At 64.9% G+C, this 20559-nt stretch carries 19 protein-coding genes; 7 read left to right on the forward strand and 12 right to left on the reverse strand.

Going from position 1 to position 20559, the window contains the following annotated elements; genetic code table 11:
- Positions 1 to 16: 16 nt before the first annotated feature.
- The 5 genes from AACH55_RS13985 to mltG all read right to left on the reverse strand — a co-directional run bounded on the left by AACH55_RS13985 (position 17) and on the right by mltG (position 4697).
- The gene (locus tag AACH55_RS13985) at positions 17 to 565 is read right to left on the reverse strand and encodes a response regulator transcription factor (RefSeq protein WP_338715158.1); all 549 of its coding nucleotides are present in this window, start codon (positions 563 to 565) and stop codon (positions 17 to 19) included.
- A gap of 45 nt (positions 566 to 610) precedes the next feature.
- A complete protein-coding gene (locus AACH55_RS13990; RefSeq protein ID WP_338715160.1) occupies positions 611 to 1930 on the reverse strand; it encodes an ATP-binding protein in 1320 nt (439 codons plus the stop codon).
- A gap of 86 nt (positions 1931 to 2016) precedes the next feature.
- Positions 2017 to 3054, reverse strand: a complete 1038-nt coding sequence (locus AACH55_RS13995) for a DNA polymerase III subunit delta' (RefSeq protein ID WP_338715162.1) — start codon at positions 3052 to 3054, stop codon at positions 2017 to 2019.
- Between the two features lie 10 nt (positions 3055 to 3064).
- Positions 3065 to 3673, reverse strand: a complete 609-nt coding sequence (gene tmk, locus AACH55_RS14000) for a dTMP kinase (protein WP_338715164.1) — start codon at positions 3671 to 3673, stop codon at positions 3065 to 3067.
- 43 nt (positions 3674 to 3716) lie between these two features.
- Positions 3717 to 4697: an endolytic transglycosylase MltG gene (gene mltG, locus AACH55_RS14005; RefSeq protein ID WP_338715165.1), complete on the reverse strand. Its 981-nt coding sequence runs from the start codon at positions 4695 to 4697 to the stop codon at positions 3717 to 3719.
- A 143-nt stretch (positions 4698 to 4840) separates the two neighbouring features.
- On the opposite strand from mltG, the gene AACH55_RS14010 reads away from it, so the two are divergent.
- The 3 genes from AACH55_RS14010 to AACH55_RS14020 are packed head-to-tail and all read left to right on the forward strand — an operon-like array spanning position 4841 to position 7079.
- A complete protein-coding gene (locus AACH55_RS14010) occupies positions 4841 to 5905 on the forward strand; it encodes a folate-binding protein (protein WP_338715166.1) in 1065 nt (354 codons plus the stop codon).
- 35 nt (positions 5906 to 5940) lie between these two features.
- Positions 5941 to 6240, forward strand: coding sequence for a DUF4936 family protein (locus AACH55_RS14015; RefSeq protein WP_338715168.1), 300 nt, complete (start codon positions 5941 to 5943; stop codon positions 6238 to 6240).
- Entirely contained in the window at positions 6231 to 7079 is an 849-nt protein-coding gene (locus tag AACH55_RS14020; protein ID WP_338715170.1) for an NRDE family protein, read from the forward strand. Before AACH55_RS14015 ends, AACH55_RS14020 begins: the two co-directional genes overlap by 10 nt.
- Positions 7080 to 7290: 211 nt before the next feature.
- On the opposite strand, the gene AACH55_RS14025 is transcribed toward AACH55_RS14020, so the two are convergent.
- From AACH55_RS14025 to AACH55_RS14050, 6 genes are all read right to left on the reverse strand, one after another.
- Positions 7291 to 8178: a glycerophosphodiester phosphodiesterase family protein gene (locus AACH55_RS14025; protein WP_338715171.1), complete on the reverse strand. Its 888-nt coding sequence runs from the start codon at positions 8176 to 8178 to the stop codon at positions 7291 to 7293.
- Positions 8179 to 8289: 111 nt separating this feature from the next.
- Entirely contained in the window at positions 8290 to 10380 is a 2091-nt protein-coding gene (locus AACH55_RS14030) for a phospholipase C, phosphocholine-specific (protein WP_338715173.1), read from the reverse strand.
- Positions 10381 to 10420: 40 nt separating this feature from the next.
- Positions 10421 to 11140, reverse strand: a complete 720-nt coding sequence (locus AACH55_RS14035; RefSeq protein WP_338715174.1) for an energy transducer TonB — start codon at positions 11138 to 11140, stop codon at positions 10421 to 10423.
- 7 nt (positions 11141 to 11147) lie between these two features.
- Entirely contained in the window at positions 11148 to 11546 is a 399-nt protein-coding gene (locus tag AACH55_RS14040) for a biopolymer transporter ExbD (RefSeq protein ID WP_338715175.1), read from the reverse strand.
- Positions 11543 to 12268, reverse strand: coding sequence for a MotA/TolQ/ExbB proton channel family protein (locus AACH55_RS14045; RefSeq protein WP_338715176.1), 726 nt, complete (start codon positions 12266 to 12268; stop codon positions 11543 to 11545). Before AACH55_RS14045 ends, AACH55_RS14040 begins: the two co-directional genes overlap by 4 nt.
- A gap of 55 nt (positions 12269 to 12323) precedes the next feature.
- Positions 12324 to 15122 (reverse strand): TonB-dependent receptor, encoded by a 2799-nt coding sequence (locus AACH55_RS14050; RefSeq protein ID WP_338715177.1) that lies wholly within the window; start codon positions 15120 to 15122, stop codon positions 12324 to 12326.
- A gap of 417 nt (positions 15123 to 15539) precedes the next feature.
- On the opposite strand from AACH55_RS14050, the gene AACH55_RS14055 reads away from it, so the two are divergent.
- Genes AACH55_RS14055 through AACH55_RS14070 form a run of 4 tightly spaced genes read left to right on the forward strand, consistent with a single transcriptional unit; the run spans position 15540 to position 19785 of the window.
- The gene (locus tag AACH55_RS14055; protein ID WP_338715178.1) at positions 15540 to 16649 is read left to right on the forward strand and encodes a LacI family DNA-binding transcriptional regulator; all 1110 of its coding nucleotides are present in this window, start codon (positions 15540 to 15542) and stop codon (positions 16647 to 16649) included.
- 53 nt (positions 16650 to 16702) lie between these two features.
- Positions 16703 to 17989 (forward strand): extracellular solute-binding protein, encoded by a 1287-nt coding sequence (locus AACH55_RS14060; RefSeq protein ID WP_338715179.1) that lies wholly within the window; start codon positions 16703 to 16705, stop codon positions 17987 to 17989.
- Between the two features lie 21 nt (positions 17990 to 18010).
- Positions 18011 to 18895 (forward strand): sugar ABC transporter permease, encoded by an 885-nt coding sequence (locus AACH55_RS14065; protein ID WP_338715180.1) that lies wholly within the window; start codon positions 18011 to 18013, stop codon positions 18893 to 18895.
- On the forward strand, positions 18889 to 19785 hold the full coding sequence (locus tag AACH55_RS14070) for an ABC transporter permease subunit (RefSeq protein WP_338715181.1): 897 nt from the start codon (positions 18889 to 18891) through the stop codon (positions 19783 to 19785). The genes AACH55_RS14065 and AACH55_RS14070 overlap by 7 nt, the downstream gene beginning before the upstream one ends.
- Before the next feature lie 51 nt (positions 19786 to 19836).
- On the opposite strand, the gene AACH55_RS14075 is transcribed toward AACH55_RS14070, so the two are convergent.
- Positions 19837 to 20535: a type 1 glutamine amidotransferase domain-containing protein gene (locus tag AACH55_RS14075; RefSeq protein ID WP_338715183.1), complete on the reverse strand. Its 699-nt coding sequence runs from the start codon at positions 20533 to 20535 to the stop codon at positions 19837 to 19839.
- Positions 20536 to 20559: the final 24 nt, after the last annotated feature.

Raw genomic sequence — 20559 nt, forward strand, 5'->3', positions numbered from 1 at the left:
GGTCGCCGGCCTGCGCTCAGCGCGCCACCGGCCGCTTGGCCAGCTTGCGCTGCAGGGTGCGGCGGTGCATGTTCAGCGCCCGGGCGGTCGAGGAGATATTGCCTTCATGCTCGGCCAGCACGCGCTGGATGTGCTCCCATTCCAGGCGTTCCAGCGACAGCGGCGAGGCTTCTTCCACCGGCAGCACCGGCTCGGCAACGGCCTCGCCTTCAGCGGCATGCGACAAGGCCGACAGGATGGAATCCACATTGGCCGGCTTGGCCAGGTAATTGTCGGCGCCGGACTTGATGGCCTGTACCGTGGTGGCGATGCTGGCATAGCCGGTCAGCACCAGCAGGCGGGCCTGCGGCAGCGCCTGGCGCAGCGGCGCGACCCATTGCAGGCCGGAATCCTTTTCCAGCTGCAGGTCGATGGTGGCATAGTCGAAACGCTCGCGGCGCGCGGCCTCCAGCGCCTCTTCGCCGGTATGCGCGACGGTGGCGCGAAAACCGCGCCGGGCCAGCGAACGCGCCAGCGTGCCGGCAAAGACGTCGTTGTCATCGAGGATCAGGAAGGCGGCACTCATCAGCGACTCGGCAAAAGAAATAAACGAACTCAAATACGAAATCAATCAACACAAGGGAAAGCGCAACTGCGCCACCGTCCCCTGCCCCGTTGCGGAGCGCAGCTTCAGCTTGCCGCCCAGGTGGGTGGCACTGGCAAACGCCAGCATCAATCCAATGCCCGATCCCCCCGAACTGCTGGCCACCGGGCCGTGGCCCAGGCGCTGCAACAATTCGGGGGCAATACCCTGACCATTGTCGGAGACTTCGATGACGGCCATCTTTTTACCCATCCTTGCGGACGTGGCCTCAGACGACTCGGCCGGCGTCAGGCGGATCCGGATCTCCCCCTGATGGCCGAGGCCGCGTACGGCATGCGCCGCGTTATCCAGCAGCGTCAGCAGAATCTGCGACAGGTCTTGCAGCTGGCTGGCCATCCAGCCCGGCTGGTGGACCTCGGCCACCAGCAGCACGGCCGGATGCCGCAGGCGCCAGCCTTCCAGCAACGTGGTCAGCCAGGGCGTGATGGCGGCGCTGTCTTCATTGCGGATCTGGGCATCGGCATCCAGGCGCATGTTTTCCAGCGCCGCCTTGCAGACCGCGATCTGCTCTTCGACGATGCGCAATTCTTCATCGTAGGGTGCCAGCGATGGATTGTCGGCCATCTCCCGCCGCAGTTCGCCGGCGATCACGGCCATGGTGGACAAGGGCGTATTGAGCGCATGCGCAGCCCCGGCCGCCTGGGTGCCCAGCGCCACGATGCGGTGGCTCTGCAACTGCCGCTCGCGCGCCTGGGCCAGCTGGCCGTCGCGCAAGCGCACGGCGGCCGCGATGCGGCTGACGAACCAGGTGATGAGCAGCGCCGAGATCGAGAAGTTGATCCACATCCCGGCCAGGTGGTAGGCCATGGCCTGACCATGATCGTGGATGTGCAAGGGCTGGTAGAAATACACCAGTCCCGAATAAGCACCCAGCGCACACAAGGCCAGCAGCAAGGCATACGGCCAGGCCAGCGTGGCCGCGCCGGCCGCCAGCGCAGGCAGGTAGAAGGAGACGAAGGGATTGGTCGAGCCACCCGAGAAATACAGCAGCGCGGTCAGCACCGTCACATCCAGCAGCAATTGCAGGAACAGTTCCGGCTGCTCGGCCGGCCGCACCCAGCGCAGGCGCAGCCAGGTGGCACCGTTGATGAGCGCCTGCACACCGATCAAGCCCAGCAGGGCCGTCAACGGCAAGGCGATGTGCAGCCAGGCATGGGCGCCCGCCAGCACCACCAGCTCGCCGGCCACCATGGCCCAGCGCAGCCAGAACAGGCGCGACAGCAGCAGGTGCTGAGGCTGCTTCACCTGATCGGCCACCGGAATGAAGAAAGAAGTCAGGGACGTCATGGCCGGGATTATACGGTCCCGCACGCCCCTTGCCGCCAGGCGCGGCGATTTGACGCATGGACGCATGGCCGCCGGCCTGCGCGGCCTCAGTCAAACAGGCGGGCGTAATCGATCAGCATTTCTTCGATGAACAGCTTGGCCGACAGCGGGTGATCAGCGATGGCGCGGCGCTCGCCCATGCCGCGCAATGCCTTGGACAGCGCCAGCGCATCGACCCGCTCGGCCAGTCTGCCCAGCTCCTTGCCATAGCGCGGGTAGTAACGCACCACGCCCGCCGACTTCAGCGACAGCAGATCATAGAGCCAGCGCTGTACCCAGCCGACCAGATCGGCGGCGGGCGTCTTCTGCAGCTTGTCGGCGGCGCGCAGGGCGCCATCGATGCCGGGCTGGGCCAGCTGGCGCAACAATTCATCGAGCGCCTCGCGTCCTTCGCCCTGGGCCGCTTCCAGCGCCGCCAGGGGAGCACCGCCCTGCTCGGCCAGCCAGGCATCGGCATCCTTGACGCCTTGCTGCCTGAGCCAGGCCAGCGCCTCGTCATGGCCGGGCGCGGTCAGTGCAAACTTGCGGCAGCGCGAGAGGATGGTCGGCAAGAGGCGGTCCAGGCGATTGGACAAGAGCAGGAACATGGTGCCCGGCGGCGGTTCTTCCAGCGTCTTGAGCAAGGCATTGGCCGCCGCCGTGTTGAGCGCTTCGGCCGGATAGAGCATCACCACGCGCAATCCCGAGCGGTGGGTAGAAACGTTCATGAAATCGGCCAGCGCACGGATCTGGTCGATCTTGATGTCCTTGGAGGGGGCCTTGCTGGCCTTGGCGGTTTTCTTTTCTTCACCTGCCTCGTCATCGGCCACGTCGTCGTCCAGCACTTCCGGGCGCACGCGCCGGTAGTCCGGGTGATTCGATTGCGAGAACCAGTTGCAGGACGCACACACGCCGCAGGCATGAGCCTGGGGCGTAGGCGATTCGCACAGCAGGGACTTGGCGAAAGCTTCGACGAACTGCGTCTTGCCGGTGCCGGCCGCACCATAGAACAGGAGCGCATGGGGCAGTCGCTCGCGCAATTGCTGCAACTGGCGCCAGCTCTCGCCCTGCCAGGGCAGCAGCGCCTCGGAAGAAGTCACGGACATGCGGCCTCCCTCACAGCGCGGCCACGATGGCGCGCAGTTCTTCCTGGATCACGGCGATGGGCCGGGTGGAATCGATGAGACGGAAGCGCTGCGGAAACTGGGCGGCGCGGCGCAGGTATTCGGCGCGGGTGTTGGCGAAGAAATCGGCCTTTTCCTGCTCGAACTTGTCCAGCGTGCGCTCGGCATCCAGGCGCGCGCGCGCCACTTCCAGCGGCACGTCGAAGAGCAGCGTCAGATCCGGTTGCAGATGGGGATGGACCCACTGTTCGAGGCTGTCCAGCTTGTCCAGCGCCAGCTTGCGGCCACCGCCCTGGTAAGCGAAGGTGGCATCGGTGAAGCGGTCGGAAATGACCCAATCGCCCCGCGCCAGCGCCGGTTCGATCACCTGCGCCAAGTGTTCCCGGCGCGAGGCAAACATCAGCAGGGCTTCGGTTTCCAGATGCATCTTGTGATGCAGGACCAGCTCGCGCAGGCGCTCACCCAGGTCGGTGCCGCCGGGTTCACGGGTGGCCACCACCGACAGGCCGCGCGCGCGCAGCAGCTCGGTGACGAAAGGAATATGGGTCGACTTGCCGGCGCCGTCGATGCCTTCGAAGGTAATGAATTTGCCTGATGCCATGAAGGAATCGCGCCTCACTAAAACGGTAAAAAAGAATGCCGGCTCAACGCTGGTAGCGGTTGACGGCCTGGTTGTGCTCGGTCAGGTTGCTGGAGAAATGGCTGGTGCCATCCCCGCGCGCCACGAAGTATAAGGCCTCGGTCTTGTCCGGATTGAGCGCGGCGGCCAGCGAGGCGGCACCGGGCAGTGCAATCGGCGTGGGCGGCAGGCCGGCGCGGGTGTAAGTGTTGTAGGGGGTGTCGGTCAACAGGTCGACCTTGCGGATCTTGCCCTGATAGCGATCCCCCATGCCATAGATCACGGTCGGATCGGTCTGCAGCAGCATGCCGGTGCGCAGGCGATTGACGAAGACGCCCGCCACCATCCCGCGCTCGGACTTCTGACCAGTTTCCTTCTCGACGATGGAGGCCATGATGAGCGCTTCATAGGGCGTGCGATAGGGCAAGGACAGGTCGCGCCGCGCCCAGGCTTCGTTGAGTTTCTTGCTCATCAGGGCGAAGGCCTGCTTGTAGACCTGCATATCGCTGGCCCCCTTGGCGAAGAGATAGGTATCGGGGAAGAACAGGCCTTCCGGATAGGTGTATTCGCTGGTCAGCTTGGCCAGGATCTGCTGGTCGGTCCAGCTGCTGGTGTCGTGCTTGAGGGAGGGCTGGTCGGCGATGGCTTTGCGCATCTGCTTGAAGGTCCAGCCTTCGATGATGGTCAGCGCTTCCTGGGCAAATTCGCCGCGCACCAGTTGCAGCAGCAGGCGCTGCGGCGTGTAGCCGGGCTTGATCTCGTAGCTGCCGGCCTTGATGCGCGCACCGTCACCGGACAATCGCGCATACAGCGCAAAAAGGTCGGGATTGACCGGCACCCCGGCCGCAGCGATCTGCTGGGCGGCACCCGACACGCCGGCACCGGGCGTGATGGTGAAGGCGATCACCTGGCCTTCGGACGGCACGATGGGCTGCTTGCTCCAGTACACGCCAGCGGCGACCACCAGCGCGGCCAGCACGAACAATGTTGCCAATAACTTCTTCATACCAGATGCCAAATTCCTGTCGCTCCGACGCGATTTTTCGGAGATCACTATAATCGAGGCATCAATGATAATCGCTGGCACGACAGTTGCCTAATTTGCCGGACAGACCGACCTGGCAAGACGTAATCCGTAAAAGATTTCCTATGACAGAAATGACCTCCCCCAGCTCCGGCTGGCATGACTTCCTGGCGCAACAAGGCGCCCAGTTCGACGCCGAGAGTGCCGACGTCACCGGCTTCGGCCCAACGGCCCCCGCACCGCAAAGCCTGGCCAGCTTCATGGCCCCGCTGACCACGCTGGGCCTCATCGCCGCGACCGGCGAAGACGCCGCCAGCTTCCTGCACGGCCAGCTCACCAATGATGTGCAAAAGCTCGATACCAGCGCGGCGCGCCTGGCCGGCTACTGCTCTCCCAAGGGGCGCCTGCTGGCCACTTTCCTGATGTGGCGCGACGAGCAGGCCATCTGGCTGCAACTGCCGCGCAGCCTGCAGGCGTCGGTCCAGAAACGTCTGCAGATGTTCGTCCTGCGCGCCAAGGCCAAACTGGCCGATGCCGGTGCCGAACGCGCCGTGCTCGGTCTGGTGGGCCCGGCCACCGCCAATGCGCTGGCCGAGTGGTTCCCGGTATTGCCCGCGGCCCCTTACGACAAGATCGACAACAGCCACGGCACCCTGATCCGCCTGGCCGATGCCGTTGAAAGCCCGCGCTATCAATGGATCGCCGCACCCGACACGTTGATGGCGGCCTGGCCCAGGCTGGCCCAGCATCTGACCCCGGCCGCAGGCACGGCCTGGCGTCTTTCGGAGATCCGGGCGGGCGTGCCCGGCATCGTGGCCGCCACCCAGGAGCAGTTCGTGCCGCAGATGGTCAATTTCGAACTGATCGGCGGGGTCAACTTCAAGAAGGGCTGCTATCCCGGCCAGGAAATCGTGGCGCGCAGCCAGTACCTGGGCAAGCTCAAGCGCCGCACCCTGCTGGCCACCATCGCCAGTGCCGCTGCCCGCGCCGGCCAGGAAGTCTTCGCTGCAGCCGATCCCGGCCAGCCCTGCGGCATGGTGGTCAATGCCGAAGCACTGGACGAGGGCCATGCGCTGGCCCTGGTAGAAATGAAGCTGGCCGCCGCCGAGGACGCCGTGCACCTGGGCGCCGCCGATGGCCCTGCCCTGCATTTCCATGCCCTTCCCTATGAGCTGGCCGATCCGCAATAAGCGGCGGGCAGCACAGCAGCCATAGGGGGGAAGCCATGGATCTCTACATTTATTATCGGGTCGAGCGCGTCCACGCCGACGCCTTGTTCGGCAAGATCAAGGGCGTACAAGCCATGCTGCAGGCCCGCCTGGGCATAAGCGGCGCGCTCAAGCGGCGCCCCGGCGAACAAGATGGTCTGCAGACCTGGATGGAAATCTACAACGACATCCCCCCTTCCGCTGCCCCGGAATTCACCCAGACCCTGGCGCGCGCCCTGGACGACTCGGGCGCCCGCGTGCTCATCAGCGGAGAGCGTCATGTCGAACAGTTCGAGGATGTTGCGCCATGTGCCTGATCATCTTCGCCTGGAAAGTCATCCCCGGCATGCCGCTGATCCTGGCGGCCAATCGCGACGAGTTCTACGCCCGCCCGGCGGCCCAGGCCGACTGGTGGAGCGACCATCCGCAGATCTATGCGGGCCGCGACCTGCAAGGCGGCGGCACCTGGCTGGGGGTGACCCGTGAGGGCCGCTTTGCGGCGCTGACCAATGTGCGCGCCCCCTCGGAACGGCGCACGGACGCGCCCACCCGGGGCCAACTGGTGGCCGACTACCTGGCCGGCGACATGGATCCGCAGGCTTACCTGCGCCAGATCGAAGGCGATGCACAGCGCTACAACGGTTTCAACCTGCTGCTGGGCAATCGCGACACGATGCTATGGTATTCCAACCGGGGCCAGCAAGACCCGCGCAACGGCCAGCCGCTGGAGTACGGTGTCTACGGCGTCTCCAATGCCCTGCTGGACACGCCCTGGCCCAAGCTCACCCGCGCCAAGGCGCAGTTTGCCAGCCTGCTCTGCCAGGGCGCGCCGGAAGAAACCTTCTTCGAGATGCTGACCGACGGCACCCGCGCCAACGACTGCCGCCTGCCCGATACCGGCGTGGGACTGGAAAAGGAGCGCATGCTTTCTCCCATCTTCATCCGTTCACCGGACTATGGCACCCGCTGCTCCTCGGTCCTGCGCGTGCCCATCGTCGGCGAACCGGTGCTGACCGAGCATGTGGTTGATCCCATGGCAATGCAATATAGCGGCGAGCCAGCCACGGACAAGGCCTGCAAGATCCCTTGCAAACCGCGCGTGCACGAAGCTTCACCTGACGATGGCCTGCAGGATGGGAGCGTGCGCCCAGCTTGATCGAGCGGCTTCATATCCACGCGCATGAAATAATCTGGATGAATATCTGATATACGGAAGATAAATTGGATGAATTTGGTGCGCAGCAGTAAAGTAACACCTGTCTCCTCCAATTTCCTCCTAAAGAATTGGATTCAAGCCCACACCGCAAGGTCGTGGGCTTTTTTTTGCCCGTCGCCGGGATGGGCAAACCAGCCCCTCCCGGTGGAGATCAGCGCAACTTCTTGCGCTTGAGCCACGCCAGCAAACGCTGCGGCTCATCGGTCTGGATGATGCTCACGCCACTGGCGATGAGTTTGCCCCAGACCTGTTCCGGGTGTTCGACGGCCACCGTATCCAGATAGGGGCCCGCCAGATCCATGGGGCGGCCGCTGTCGATGTCCAGGGCCATGGTATTGACCAGCAAGCGCACCGGCCTGCGTCCAACCGCCTCGGTCGCCGCGCCGACCACCGCCGGATCACGGAAGATGAGCTGCAACACCGTCGGCTCCTGGCTGGCCAGGGCCTGCAATTGCCCGCTGCGCCCCGCCGCCCCGGTCTTTTCATCGAAATACAGGGTCTGCACGGCAATACCCAGCGAACGCGCCCAGGCCACCTGCTGCGGATCGACGCCGGCATTGATGTTGAGCAGCACGTCGCGCGCCGTGTCGGTCTCCAGGATCGCCGCCACCATCGGGCCGATATCGGCTGCCTTCACATCGAGATTGAGCAGAATGCGTCCACGCGCCACGGCCAGCGCTTCCTGCAGCGTCGGCACCCGGCGCGCCGTCAGGGCCGCCCCGTTGCGGCCGCCGCGTGCGTACAGCCGCAGCTGGCGGATCTGCGCCAGCGTAAGCTCGGCCACCGCGCCCTGGCCATTGGTGGTGCGGTCCACGGTCTGGTCGTGCATCAGGACCAGCGCACCATCACGGGTGGTACGGACATCGATTTCGCCGATATCGATCCCTTCGGCGATGCAGCGCCGAATGCCATCCAGCGAATTTTCCGAGGTTTCGGTCCAGCAACTGCGGTGCGACGATACCAATATGGGGCCAGTGGCGGTGGTCAGCGCCGACGGGCGCCAGGCACGGGGTTCAGCGTGGACTTGAGCTTGATCCATAAGCAGGCAAAGGGTACAGGTGAGGAGAAAACGGCCAAGAGAATGCATGAAATCGTCCTGGTAGATGAAGGAATATAAAACGGGCCGCGCATGCCGCCCGCAAAAAGACGACTAGCTGATGAAGAAGGACGTCCGGCCGGTCTCCACATGGCCCGCCAGGCGGCGCGCAAATCCCGGCCGGTCCTCGGCCTGGACCAGCAGGTCGTACCAGTGATGACTGTCTTCCAGCGGCCAGCGCTGCGTGAGCGACTGCCCCGGCTGCAGCTGCGCGGTGCGCGTGGCCTGGCCGTGGGCCTGATCGCGCAGCACCAGGCGCAACGCCTGCGTGCCCGGGTTGGACAAGACCAGCACCAGCTCGCCGCGCTCGCCGTCATGGCGTGCCTGCACCACAGGCTCGGCCTGGCCCGCACGTTCCAGGCTGCCACGCAGTTCGCGCAGGAAGCCGTTGGGGCCATACACCTTCAGGTCATAGCCACCGGCCGGGCCCACACCACGCCATTGCGCCGTGAGCGACTTGCCCGGCTGCACCGTGAAGGTCTGGTAGCGTGCGCTGTCCTGGCGCGCATAGACCTGGTAGACCGCGCCGGCCTTGCCCGCATTGAGGAACTCGAGCTGCAGCGCCCCATGCTCCGCCAAGGCCCGGTCATCCACCGCCAGCACGTAAGGCAAGGCCCGCGCGGGCCGCCTGCCGCGTTCCTGCTGCGGCATCGCCGGGTTCGGCGGCGCCACCGGGGAAGGCAGGCGCGCCTGCGCATCCGACAGGGCACGGTAGGCCGACGTATCCGGCAGCACCGGGCTGGCCACGTCGCGGCGGCGGAAGTCGAAGGCCGAGGTGAGATCGCCGCACACCGCGCGCCGCCACGGGCTGATGTTGGGTTCGTACACATCGAAGACCTGTTCCAGGAAGCGGATCACCGAGGTATGGTCGAACACCTCCGAGCAGACATAGCCGCCCTTGGACCAGGGCGAGATGACCATCATCGGCACCCTCGCGCCCAGCCCGGCCGGCAGGTCATCGGCCGGGTTGACGTAATCGCCCAGGCGGTGGAATTCGTCACTCACCTCCACCGTCGACAAGCCCTGCCCGGCATGCAGCGGCGGCGTGGGCGGCACCACGTGGTCGAAGAAACCATCGTTCTCGTCGTAGTTCACCAGCAGCACCGTGCTGCTCCACAGGGCCGGATTGGCGGTGAGGATGTCGAGTACCAGACTGATGTAGTGCGCGCCGTAGCCCGGCGTGCGGTCGGGATGCTCGCAACTGAGCTTGGGCGGCATCAGCCAGGACACCTGCGGCAGGGTGCCGCTGTTGACGTCGCGCGCCAGGTCAGCCAGCGTGAACTTGCTGCAGGCCTTCTGCCACAGGGGCGAATCGGGCGCGGCGTCCTGATAGCGGGCGAAGAAATATTGCAGCACATTGAAGTCGCTCGGATAGTCGCCGTTGTCCACCTGCAGTTCGTCAGTCCCCTGGTAGACCTTCCAGGAAACCCCATGCTGCTCCAGCCGCTCCGGATAGGTGGTCCAGCCGAAGCTGTCGGCGCCGCTGCGGCGTTCGCCCGGCACGCCAGACCAGGCGCCGGTGCGCGGCTGATAGGTCATGGGGCCGCCGGCCCTGCCCTGCAGATCGATGCCACCGCTCATCAGGTGGAAGCGGTTGGGGTTGGTCGAGCCCAGCACCGAACAATGGTAGGCATCGCAAATGGTGAAGGCATCGGCCAGGGCATAGTGGAAGGGAATATCCTCGCGCGTGAAGTAGCCCATGGTGACGGCATCCTTCTTGGCCTCGATCCATTTGTCATAGTCCCCCCGGTTCCATGCCGCGTGCTGGTCCTTCCAGGCATGAGGCAGATGGCCACCGGCGCGGCCGGCGCTGGTGGTGGCCATCTCCATGCGATACGGCAGCACCAGCCGGCCCTGCGGATCGCGCTGGTGAAATACCGGGCTGCCGTCAGGCAAGGGGCGCGGGATGGGATCGCCGAACCCGCGCACGCCCCTGAGGCAGCCGAAATAGTGATCGAACGAACGGTTCTCCTGCATCAGGATGACCACATGCTTCACATCCTTGATGCTGCCCGTCGGCGACGAAGGCGCCACCGCGAGCGCCTTGCGGATGCTGGCCGGCAAGGCCGTCAGGGCCAGTGCCGCGCTGCCCGTGCGGGCGGCGCTCTTGAGGAAATGGCGGCGGCCTGGGGATTTTCTTTTCATCGGCGAATCTCGCAATCCTTGTGTGCTTGTGTGCGCAATCTCAGTTCAGGCTGAAGCGCAGCTCGACCTCGCCCAGCACCGGCTCATCGGTGCGCGAGAACTTCCATTGCATCAGCGCCTTGATGGCGGCCTGGTCAAACAACCTGGGGGGCTGCGCCCGTACGATCTGCACGGCGCTTACCGAACCATCCTTCTCGATGGTCACGTGCGCGATCACCACGCCCTCGGTATTGCTGGCCAGTGCCTTGGGCGGATAGTCCGGCTCCACCCGCTGCAACGGCACCAGCCCGCGCCGCACTTCGCCCGGCTGGGCCTTGGGGGCGGGCGTCACCGGCGCCGCAGGCGCGCTGGGCGCGGCAGCCACGGGGGCCGCAGGCTGGCTTGGCGCCGGAGCAGGCGCTTGCTGGGATGGTGCATTCTGGGCCGCCATCTCCGGCGCCGGCCTGGGTGCGGGCGATGGCTTGGGCGGCACCGGCTTGGGCGGCCTGGGCGTCGGCGGTGGCACCGGCGGCGCTGGTTCCGGCAAGGGCGGCGCCTCGGCGATAGTCACCAGCTTCATCACCTTGACCGGTTCCGGCACCGGTTCAGGCAACACCGGGGCCTTCGGCCAGGCCAGCAGCACGATGGCGCATTCGACCGCCAGGGCCACACCGACGGCCAGCGGCCAGCGCAGCGCGTTGCCGGACGGCACGGCAGGTGGCTGATCCGGCCAGGAAGAGGACGACGGGCCGTTCAGCGGCAGGGTCAGGGAATGGCGCATGCGGACCTCAATGCCTGGCGGCGATGCCGATGTCCTCGACACCAGCGGCGCGGGCGACATCCATCACGTGCAGCAGGTTTTCCAGCGACACATCCTTGTCCCCGGCCACCAGCACTTCCAGCCTGGCGGTCCGGGCACGCTCCTTGAGCTGGCCGACAAGGGCATCATGCTCGATGGGCTTGCCTTCGAAGAACATGGCACCGCTCTTGTCCACCACGATGGTGAGCGACTTGCCGGGCAGCGTGGCGGCGCTGGCCGCTTGCGGCACGTTGATCTTGAGTCCGCTGACATCAATCATCTTGAGCATCGTCACCATGAAGAAAATCAGCAGGAACATCATGATGTCGATCATCGGGATGATCTCGATATGCGGCTCATCCGATTGCAGGTAGCGGGTGCGGCTCATGATGCGGCTCCGGCGTAGGCGACGTCGGCGGCGCGCTTGACGGCCGGCTTGCCTGCTCCGGCAGCGTGAGGCCCGGCGGCCTGGCGCACGACGATGGATTGCTCCAGCAGGCAGTGCTGCTTGATGAAGACCAGCTTGATGAGGTCCAGCTCCAGCAGGGCCAGGCGCACCCGCTTGGAGAAATAGCTGTTGGCCGCCACGCCCGCGATGGCCACCAGCAGGCCGCAGCCGGTGGCCAGCAGAGAATGGCCGATGCCGTTGGTGACCGCCCCGCTGCTGCTGCCCGCCGTGCCCAGCACGTTGAAGGATTCAGTGATGCCGATGATGGTACCCAGAAGGCCGATCAGCGGGCCCAGCGTGATGGCCGCACCCAGCAGCCACAGCGAGCGGTCCAGTTCCGGCATGGTGCGCACGATGGCTTCGTCGATGTAGCGGTCCATGGCCTCGCCCGAGGCCAACGCACGCGACTCCACCGCCGCGTGCAAGGTCGCACCGAAGACCGTGCTGCGATAACGCTGGGCGATGTCCTGCAGGGCCGCATCGCTGCGGTGATCGGCGCGCACCAGCGCCTGGTCGATCTGCTTGCCCGAGGGCAGGCAGCGGGCAAAGAAGATGAAGCGCTCGACCGAGACGGCCAGCACCACCAGCAGCAGCAGGGCCAGGATGGGAATGATGCCCATCGATTGGCGGCTCAGTTCCAGGAGTTGTTCAAGATTGGACATGGCAGTTCCTTACAGGGGGAGGTACAAAGGGTGAGTCAAACGAAACAGGGCGTCATCACATGTTCTTGGGGCTGTAGTTCACCCCCAGCCAGATCATCCGGCCCATGGAGAAGGTGTCCTTGAGCTGGTCCTTGTTGGGACCGGTCACGCTGGTCACCGGCGAGTTGGTCAGGTTGGCCACCTCGGCAAAGGCGCGCCAGCCACCGCCCAGGTCGTAGCGGGCCTGCAGGTCGATCTGCTTGCGGGCCTGCCAGTAGACGTCCTGGCTGGGCAGGCTGGCGTCCACCAGGCGCAGGCTGCGGCCGGTCCAGTTGTAGGCTGCGGAGAGATCCAGCTTCTGGTAGTTGTAGAACACCGTGAGATTGCGGATCTGGTCCGGCTGGTTGACCAGGTTCTGGAGGGTGCGCGTACCGCCGCTGCTGGTGGCGGCGTTCAGGCGGCCGTCCAGGAAGCTCAGGTTGGCGCTGAAGCCCAGTCCTTGCAGGGCCGGGCTGATCCAGCCCAGCGAGCTTTGCACGTAGCTCAGCTCCACCCCGTTGATGCGCGAGCTGGAGGCATTGACCGGCTGGGTGATCGAAGCCGCGCGGGTAGCGCCGTTGTAGAACAGGCTGCCCTGGCTGGAGAGGGTATAGATCTCGTTCTTGATCTTCTTGTTGAACACGGCCAGCGACAGCAGGCTCGAATTGGGCAGGTACCACTCGGCGGAGGCGTCGAGGTTGTTCGATTCGCGTGGCTTGATATCCGGATTGCCCTGGGTCACGGTGACCGAGCCATCGGTGTTCTGGCTGATCGTGGTGTTGGGCGCATAGGCATCGTAATTGGGACGGCCGATGGTCTGACTGGCTGCCAGCTTCAGCTTGACGGCATCGGTGGCATTGAAGACCAGCGACGCCGCCGGCAACAGATAGTTGTAGCTGGAATCCTTGGTCTGCGACACCCAGGTGGTGGTGCCATTGCTGACGTTGCGCACATTGCCGGTGGTGGAGAGCTTGGTATTGTCCTGGCGCATGCCGAACAATGCACTCCAGCGGTCGGTGCGCCAGGAAGCCATCGCATAGAGGGCGGCCGTCTGTTCGCTGTGCGAGTAATCGCTTTGCAGGCTGTTGACGCTGTTGGCGCTGCTGGCGGCAATCTTGCCCTGGTTGGCGGCGAACTGCTGCCAGGCCTGGGAACCGTTGACCAGGATGAAGGGCAAACCACCGCTGTAGGGCAGGACGGTGCCGGACACCGACCCGTTGCCGGCCAGGGTCAGGCCACCGGAGGTGGGGAAGAACTGGTTGTTCACGTAGTCATAGCTGTGCTCCAGGCGGCGGTAATCCACGCCCACGCCAGCACCCAGGCCGCGTGCATCCTGGTCCATGTTCCAGCGGTAATCCAGCTTCACATCGCCGACCTGATCGTCGATGCTCACCATTTCCTTGCGCCAGTAATAAGCCTGCCAGTTGTTCAGGTTGGTGAAGTTGGAAGGATTGTTCAGTGCCACCGAAGGCTCGAAACTGGCGGTGCTGTAGCTCATGCCCAGCGCATTGGTACCGCTCAGGACCGGGGCCGAACCGGCGCCGGGATAGGCAAAGTTGGCGAAGATGTACTTGGCCAGCTCGCGCGGCTCGCGATGCTGGGCTTGCGAGAAGGACGAACGCAGCGAGAGCACCTGGCTGTCGTCCAGCTTCCAGTCCATCCCGCCTTGCAGTACCGAGGTGGTGCGCTTGATGGTCGAGGCGGCATAGCCGGCCTCGGCCTCGCCGCGCGCGAACTGTCCGCTGGTGGCGGTCTGGTTCAGGACCGGGTTGTTGCCGGTGCTGCGACTGTCATCGATGAAGGTTTCATTGCGCAAGATGTGGGTCGAATCGCTGTTGTAGCCGAAGCCCAGGAAACCGTACAGATCCGGAGTGAAGCGCCCTTCCAGCTTGGCATTGAAGCCGCTGGTCTCGCTGTTCTTCAGGTGCTGCCAGTACTTGAACTGCTGCGGCACCGCGAAACCATTGCCGGTATTGGGGCCGCCCGAGGACGCCGGGTTGGCAATGCTGCCGTTGGCGTTGTAGTAGTTGTAGAAGATGTTGTCGGTGGTCATGTGACCGATGGAGACCGTGTTCTCCTTCTCGTAATTGGCCGAGATCACGTAGCCGAAGCGATTGTCCGGACCAAAGGTGTTGCTGAAGCTGACGTCCGATTTCTTGGCCAGGCCTTCCGCTCCCGAGGCGACCTTGCCGCTGCCGGCCGCATGGCCGAGGGCGCCGGTGGCGCTGAAGACGGGTTTGCCGCCATTGTCGAAGGCGCTGCGGCTGACGATGTTGACCGAGCCACCCACGGCATTGGGGTCCATGTCCGGCGTCCAGGTCTTGAAGACCTGCACTTCCTTGACCATCGAGGCCGGCAGCATATTGGTGCGGGCGCTGCGGGTGGTCTGGTCCACCGAAGCGATGGGAGCGCCATTGAGGGTGACGTTGTTGTAGCTGCCGTCCAGGCCGCGAATGGCAATGAACTGGGCCTTGTCACGTCCGTTCACGTTGTCCGGGTTGAAAGTGACCGATACCCCGGCCACACGCCGCACCACATCGGTCACGGTCGAATCCGGCAGGCGCTCCACCTGCTCCCGGGTCACGCTGTCCATGACGCGTTCTTCCACTTCCTTGCCGGCCACTGCGGCGCTGGTCTGGCTGCGCTTGCGGGTCACCACCACGCTGTCCAGGCGCTTGACGCTGCCGTCCTGCCCTGCCGGCGCGGTCCCGGCCTGGGCGCCCTCCCCGGCCGGCACCGCATCGGCTGCCTGCGCCAGCAGCGGCAGCACCGACAGGATCGCCAGGCTCATCAATGACAAACGTCGGTAATGCTGACTTCCACTGCGATAAGACATGGTATTCCCCTGAAAACAAGTCGTGGCTGAAAGGCTTGCGCGACCGGACAGCCGGTGGCGAAGCGGGTTATCATGCATAGAACGTTCTAATTTCTTGTGAAAAAAAATGTCAGCCTTAACAACTGATTGCGAACCAAATGATTTTCTGCGACTTATTCCCTGTCGCTTTACATTAGAACGTTCCAATGGATGCGTATTTTCTCGAAGATTTATGACCCCGTGATTACATTCACCGCCCTTGTCGCAAAAACATTTTTGGGCGCGCGCCAGTCCTGCTGCACATGGCCTCATATATGATTGCGCAGCCCGGCCCGCCCTTCCTGCCTGAGCATTCCGACGCCGATACGCCATGAACCACACGCACCGACCGCCCTCGATCCTGCCTTCACCGTTGCACCTGCCTCGCCTGCCACAACCATGAGCCGCCTGACCATCAAGGACGTCGCCAAGGCTGCCGGCGTCAGTTTCCAGACGGTCTCGCTGGTGCTGAACCACCCCGAGAAAGTCGCCCCGAAGACCCGCGAGCTGGTGCAAGCCGCCATCGATTCGCTCAATTTCATCCCCAACGTGGCCGCGCGCTCGCTGCGCAACATCTCGACCCGCACACTGGCCTGCGTGATGTTCAATGGCTCGTCCTATGACGAGCGCTCCGAGCGCACCCAGGACACCCACTATCACAACGTCGTACAAACCCTCACCCGCGCCGCCGACCGCGCCGGCTATACGCTGCTGCAACGCAACCTGATGCGCGAGGACGAGGCCTCGCTGGTCTATGTGCGCGACCTGTTCCTGGCCGGCCGCATCGACGGCATGATTGCCATGGTCAATCGCGCCGGCAATCCTGTGGTGAGCGAACTGCACCGGCTGGGCTATCCCTGCGTGGTCTATGGCCTGGCCGAACCGGCCTGCCATCATGTGGTGCAGTCGGATCGCCAGGCCGCCCTGGCCGTGGTGGAACATCTCCATCGCACGGGCTGCCGCAAAATTGCGCTGGTGACCGGGCCGCAGAAGGACCACCTGCCCGGCAAGTCGCGTGAAGATGAGGCGCCGACCTCGAGCGAGGCGCGCTATTTCGGCTATCTGGATGGACTGGAAAAATGCGGCCTGACGCCACGCCCGGAATGGGTGGTCACCGGCGACTGGTCGCTGGAAAGCGGCTACCGTGCCGCCGCCCAGCTCTGCCACCAGGCCGAGCGCCCGGATGCGATCTTCCTCGGCAATGACCGCATGGCCCTGGGCGCGCTCAAGGCACTTTACGACCTGGGCGTGAAGGTGCCGCAGGAGATCAGCGTGGTCGGTTTCGACAACATGCGCTATGACGACTTCAGCATTCCCTCGCTCACCAGCGTGGACGCCCCCATGCTGGAGATGTGCGAATTCGCCGTGAACCTGCTGCTCGAACGCATCGGGCAGCGTCAGGAACGGCGCAACCAGTCCGGTGATGCCACCGCCTCCGAGGCGGCTCTGGTGCAGAAGATGTTTTCGACGCACCTGGTGATCCGCGACAGTACCCGACCGGTCATGTGAAGATCCTGTTCCTTCACCGCCGCCGAGGCTGCGGCTCTCCCTGCGCCCGGCTGATGCTGGGGCTGCTGCTGGCGCTGAGCATGGCGCGCACACAGGCAGCCAGTTTCGAGTTCTGGAGCAGCCATGCTGGCCCCATGGCGCAGGCGGTCAAACAACTGTGCGCCGGCTTCAATGCCGCGCAGCGGCAGCATCAGGTACGGTGCGTCATCCCCGGCTCCTACGAGCAGACCATGCAAAAGACCATCGCCGCCTATCGTGCCGCGCAGCAGCCGGCGCTGGTGGAGATCTATGACGTCGGTACGCTGGACATGATGCTCAGCGGCGCCATCGTCCCGGTGCATCAGCTGATGGCCGATCACGGCTACGCGGTGAACTGGCAGGACTACCTGCCCGCCATCCGCAGCTATTACACCGATGCGCAGGGGCAGTTCGATTCCCTGCCCTTCAACGTCTCCACCGCCGTGCTCTACCTCAACACCGACCAGCTGCGTCGGGCCGGTGTCACCACGCTGCCGGCCACCTGGCGCGAACTGGAACAGGCCGCGCAGCAATTGCGCGCCGCCGGCCAGGCCTGCCCGCTGGTGAGCGACTTCAACCCCTGGATCCTGCTGGAACAGGTCAGCACCATCGAAGGCGCACTCATTGCCGACCAGAACAACGGACACCAGGGACTGGCCACGCACTACCTGTTCGATCAGGGGCTGCCGCTGCGCTTCATGCAGCAGATACAGCGCTGGCATCAGCAGCATCTGCTGGTGGACGCCGCCGCCACCCGCACCGGACGCCATACGCTGGCCTTCACGACCGGCGAATGCGCCATGCTGCTCGACTCCACCAGCGCCTGGCATGCCGTCGCCCGCAGCGGCTTGCCTCATGTTGCCGTGCGGCCGCTGCCGGTCCATGCCGGCGGCACGCGCCACAACAGCGTGCCGGGTGGCGCCTCGCTGTGGGTGATGAAGGGATTTGACCAGCAGGTCTATGCTGCCGTGGCAGCCTTCATCGCCTATCTCCAGCTGCCGCAGAACCAGCGCCTGCTGGCCAGCAAGACCGGCTACCTGCCCGTGACCCGGCCGGTCGCCGCGCAGATCATGAAGGATGCCACCAACTATCCCGCCTCGGTCGTGGCCGGCATCGATTCGCTCGATGCCACGGCTGGCCAGCCCGGCGTCGGGCCGCGTCTGGGCTTCTTCCCGCAACTGCGCCTGGCCTGGACCGAGCAGGTGCAAACCGCCCTGGCCGGCCAGCAGGACATGGCCCAGGCCCTGGCCAAGGCGCGCCGGCGCGGCGACGCCCTGCTGCAGCGCTTTCGCCTGACCTATGCGGCGCCCGGCGCCCCCTGAACCCTACCAAGCGCCCAGCCCATGGACTCACGCCCCGCCTTCCCTGCCCGCTGGTTCCCGCTGCTGCTGGCCGCGCCGCAGATGCTGATCGTGTTCCTGTTCTTCCTGTGGCCGGCGGTCAAGGCCATCGCCTGGTCCTTTTATCTGGTGCGCCCCTTCGGCAATGGCTCGCGCTTCGTCGGGCTGGACAATTACCTGCGCATCCTCACCGATGACAGCTTCTATGCCTCGCTGCGGGCCACCCTGGTCTTTACTGCCGGCAGTACCGTGCTGGCCGTATTCATCGCCCTGGCGCTGGCAGCCTGCCTGGAACTGGACGTGCGCGCCAAGCGCCTGCTGCGCAGCATCTTCATCTGGCCCTACGCCGTGGCCGGGGTGGTGGTGGGCATCGTGCTCAAGGTGTTGATCAATCCGGTCACCGGCATCCTGGCCTTCCTCAACCAGATCTGGCCGGGCCTGTGGGCGCCGCACCTGTTTGGCGGGCAGGCCATGCTGGCGCTCATCGTGGCCTTCGCCTGGACCCAGGTGCCGCTCAATTTCATCTTGTTTTCCGCCGCCTTGCAGCGCATACCGGCCGACCTCATGGGTGCGGCCGCCATCGATGGAGCCGGGCCGTGGCGGCGCTTTGCTGACATCCAGCTACCGATGATCGCCCCGGCCTTGCTGATGGCCGGCGTGATCAATGTGATCGAAGCCTTTACCCACGGCTTCGGCCTGGTGGACGCCCTGACCCAGGGTGGCCCCGGCCGCAGTACCGCGATCCTGGCCTATCAGATTTATTCGGATGGATTCATCGGGCTGGATCTGTCGGCCTCCTCGGCGCTGTCGGTGATCCTGATGCTGTTCATCATCGCGCTGACGCTGTTGCAGCTGCGCTTTTTCCGTCAGGGAGGAGGACGATGGTAGAACGACACCCGCGCATGACCGCCCTGGCCTACTGCGTGCTGGCAGCAGGCCTGCTGCTGGCCCTGGGCCCGCTCTACCTGATCCTGTGCGCGGCCAGCATCTCCAGCCAGCAGTGGATCAGCCAGGGCATGCCGACCACGCCGGGCACCGCGCTGCTGGCCAATCTGCACGACGTGGCGCAGCGTATCGACCTGTGGCGTTATCTCTTCAACAGTCTGCTGGTCGCCGGCCTGGTCGTGGCCGGCAAGCTGCTGCTGTCGTCGGTCACCGCCTTCGCCGTCACCTACTTCCGCCCGCGCGGCCGCGGTGTGATCCTGGCCCTGCTTTTCTGCGCCCTGCTGCTGCCACTGGAAGTGCGCATCGTACCGACCTATGCCGCCGCATCGGATCTGCTGGACCCACTGCGCAGCCTGCTGCAAGCGCTGGGACCGGACGGCGCCCACGCAGTGCCCTCGATCAGCCTGATCAATACCTATGCGGGTCTGTCGCTGCCGCTGGTCGCCTCCGCCACCGGCACCTTTCTGTTCGTGCAGTTCTACCGCACCATCCCGCCCGAGCTGGTGGAAGCTGCACGCATCGATGGCACCGGCCCGTGGCGCTTCTACCTCGACATCCTGCTGCCGCTGTCCAAGACCAATTTCGCCGCGCTGGGCGCCATCGTCTTCATCAGCACCTGGAAAGACTACATGTGGCCCCTGGTCATCACCAGCCATGACCAGATGCGCACCATCACCCTGGCCATGGCCAGCTTCCTGCCGGTCGAAAGCGGTCAGATGCCGCAATGGAATCTGCTGATGGCCGCGGCCCTGGTGTCCATCGTCATTCCCGCCGTGTTCGTGGTGGCGGCGCAGCGCTGGTTCGTCAAGGGCATCGTTGGCACAGAAAAATAAAGGCCTGTCCTAAGCAAGGACAGGCCTTCGGTCATGCCGGTGCAGCCAGGATCAGGCACCCAGTCCCAGCGCCTCCAGCAGTATCGCGGCCACACGTTCGGAAGACTGCGGATTCTGGCCGGTGATGAGCTGGCCGTCGCGGATGGCGAACATCTGCCAGTTGTCGGTTCCTTCGAAAACACCACCCAGCTCGCGCAGACGGCTTTCCAGCAGGAAGGGCACGACGTCGGCCAGCCCCACTTCGCGCTCTTCGGCATCTGTGAAGGAATTGACACGCTTGCCGGCCACCATCGGCTTGCCATCGGCCTTCACGGCCGAGACCAGGCCAGCCGCACCGTGACAGACTGAAGCAATGTACTTGCCGGCGGCATAGGCGCTCTCAACGACGGCCTTGACGTTGGCATCGGTCGGCAAGTCCCACATGGTGCCGTGACCGCCGGGGAAGAACACCGCATCAAAGTCCGCCACCGCGATCTCGCCCAAGGCGCGGGTTGCGGCGATGCGCTGCTGCAGCTCGGCATCGGCCAGCATGCGTTCGACGATGGCGTCGTTCTGGCCCTGGGGCTTGACGCTGCCCGGATCGATGGGGGCCTTGCCGCCCGCGGTGGAGGCAATGACGACCGAGGCGCCGGCGTCGACCAGGGCGTAATACGGGGCGGCCAGTTCTTCGGCCCACAGGCCGGTGGGTTTGTCGGTCTCGCCCATGCGGCTGCTGGAGGTCACGATCATCAGGATGTTGGGTTTCTTCATGGTGTTCCTTTCTTCATAAGGGGA

Source organism: Herbaspirillum sp. DW155, from assembly GCF_037076565.1.
In the GTDB taxonomy this organism is placed as follows: Bacteria; Pseudomonadota; Gammaproteobacteria; order Burkholderiales; family Burkholderiaceae_D; genus Herbaspirillum.

Coding starts and splice junctions, on each gene's coding strand:
- AACH55_RS13985 (WP_338715158.1), bottom strand. CDS start 565: ATGAGTGCCGCCTTCCTGATCCTCGATGACAACGACGTCTTTGCCGGC.
- AACH55_RS13990 (WP_338715160.1), bottom strand. CDS start 1,930: ATGACGTCCCTGACTTCTTTCTTCATTCCGGTGGCCGATCAGGTGAAG.
- AACH55_RS13995 (WP_338715162.1), bottom strand. CDS start 3,054: ATGTCCGTGACTTCTTCCGAGGCGCTGCTGCCCTGGCAGGGCGAGAGC.
- tmk (WP_338715164.1), bottom strand. CDS start 3,673: ATGGCATCAGGCAAATTCATTACCTTCGAAGGCATCGACGGCGCCGGC.
- mltG (WP_338715165.1), bottom strand. CDS start 4,697: ATGAAGAAGTTATTGGCAACATTGTTCGTGCTGGCCGCGCTGGTGGTC.
- AACH55_RS14010 (WP_338715166.1), top strand. CDS start 4,841: ATGACAGAAATGACCTCCCCCAGCTCCGGCTGGCATGACTTCCTGGCG.
- AACH55_RS14015 (WP_338715168.1), top strand. CDS start 5,941: ATGGATCTCTACATTTATTATCGGGTCGAGCGCGTCCACGCCGACGCC.
- AACH55_RS14020 (WP_338715170.1), top strand. CDS start 6,231: ATGTGCCTGATCATCTTCGCCTGGAAAGTCATCCCCGGCATGCCGCTG.
- AACH55_RS14025 (WP_338715171.1), bottom strand. CDS start 8,178: ATGGATCAAGCTCAAGTCCACGCTGAACCCCGTGCCTGGCGCCCGTCG.
- AACH55_RS14030 (WP_338715173.1), bottom strand. CDS start 10,380: ATGAAAAGAAAATCCCCAGGCCGCCGCCATTTCCTCAAGAGCGCCGCC.
- AACH55_RS14035 (WP_338715174.1), bottom strand. CDS start 11,140: ATGCGCCATTCCCTGACCCTGCCGCTGAACGGCCCGTCGTCCTCTTCC.
- AACH55_RS14040 (WP_338715175.1), bottom strand. CDS start 11,546: ATGAGCCGCACCCGCTACCTGCAATCGGATGAGCCGCATATCGAGATC.
- AACH55_RS14045 (WP_338715176.1), bottom strand. CDS start 12,268: ATGTCCAATCTTGAACAACTCCTGGAACTGAGCCGCCAATCGATGGGC.
- AACH55_RS14050 (WP_338715177.1), bottom strand. CDS start 15,122: ATGTCTTATCGCAGTGGAAGTCAGCATTACCGACGTTTGTCATTGATG.
- AACH55_RS14055 (WP_338715178.1), top strand. CDS start 15,540: ATGAGCCGCCTGACCATCAAGGACGTCGCCAAGGCTGCCGGCGTCAGT.
- AACH55_RS14060 (WP_338715179.1), top strand. CDS start 16,703: ATGCTGGGGCTGCTGCTGGCGCTGAGCATGGCGCGCACACAGGCAGCC.
- AACH55_RS14065 (WP_338715180.1), top strand. CDS start 18,011: ATGGACTCACGCCCCGCCTTCCCTGCCCGCTGGTTCCCGCTGCTGCTG.
- AACH55_RS14070 (WP_338715181.1), top strand. CDS start 18,889: ATGGTAGAACGACACCCGCGCATGACCGCCCTGGCCTACTGCGTGCTG.
- AACH55_RS14075 (WP_338715183.1), bottom strand. CDS start 20,535: ATGAAGAAACCCAACATCCTGATGATCGTGACCTCCAGCAGCCGCATG.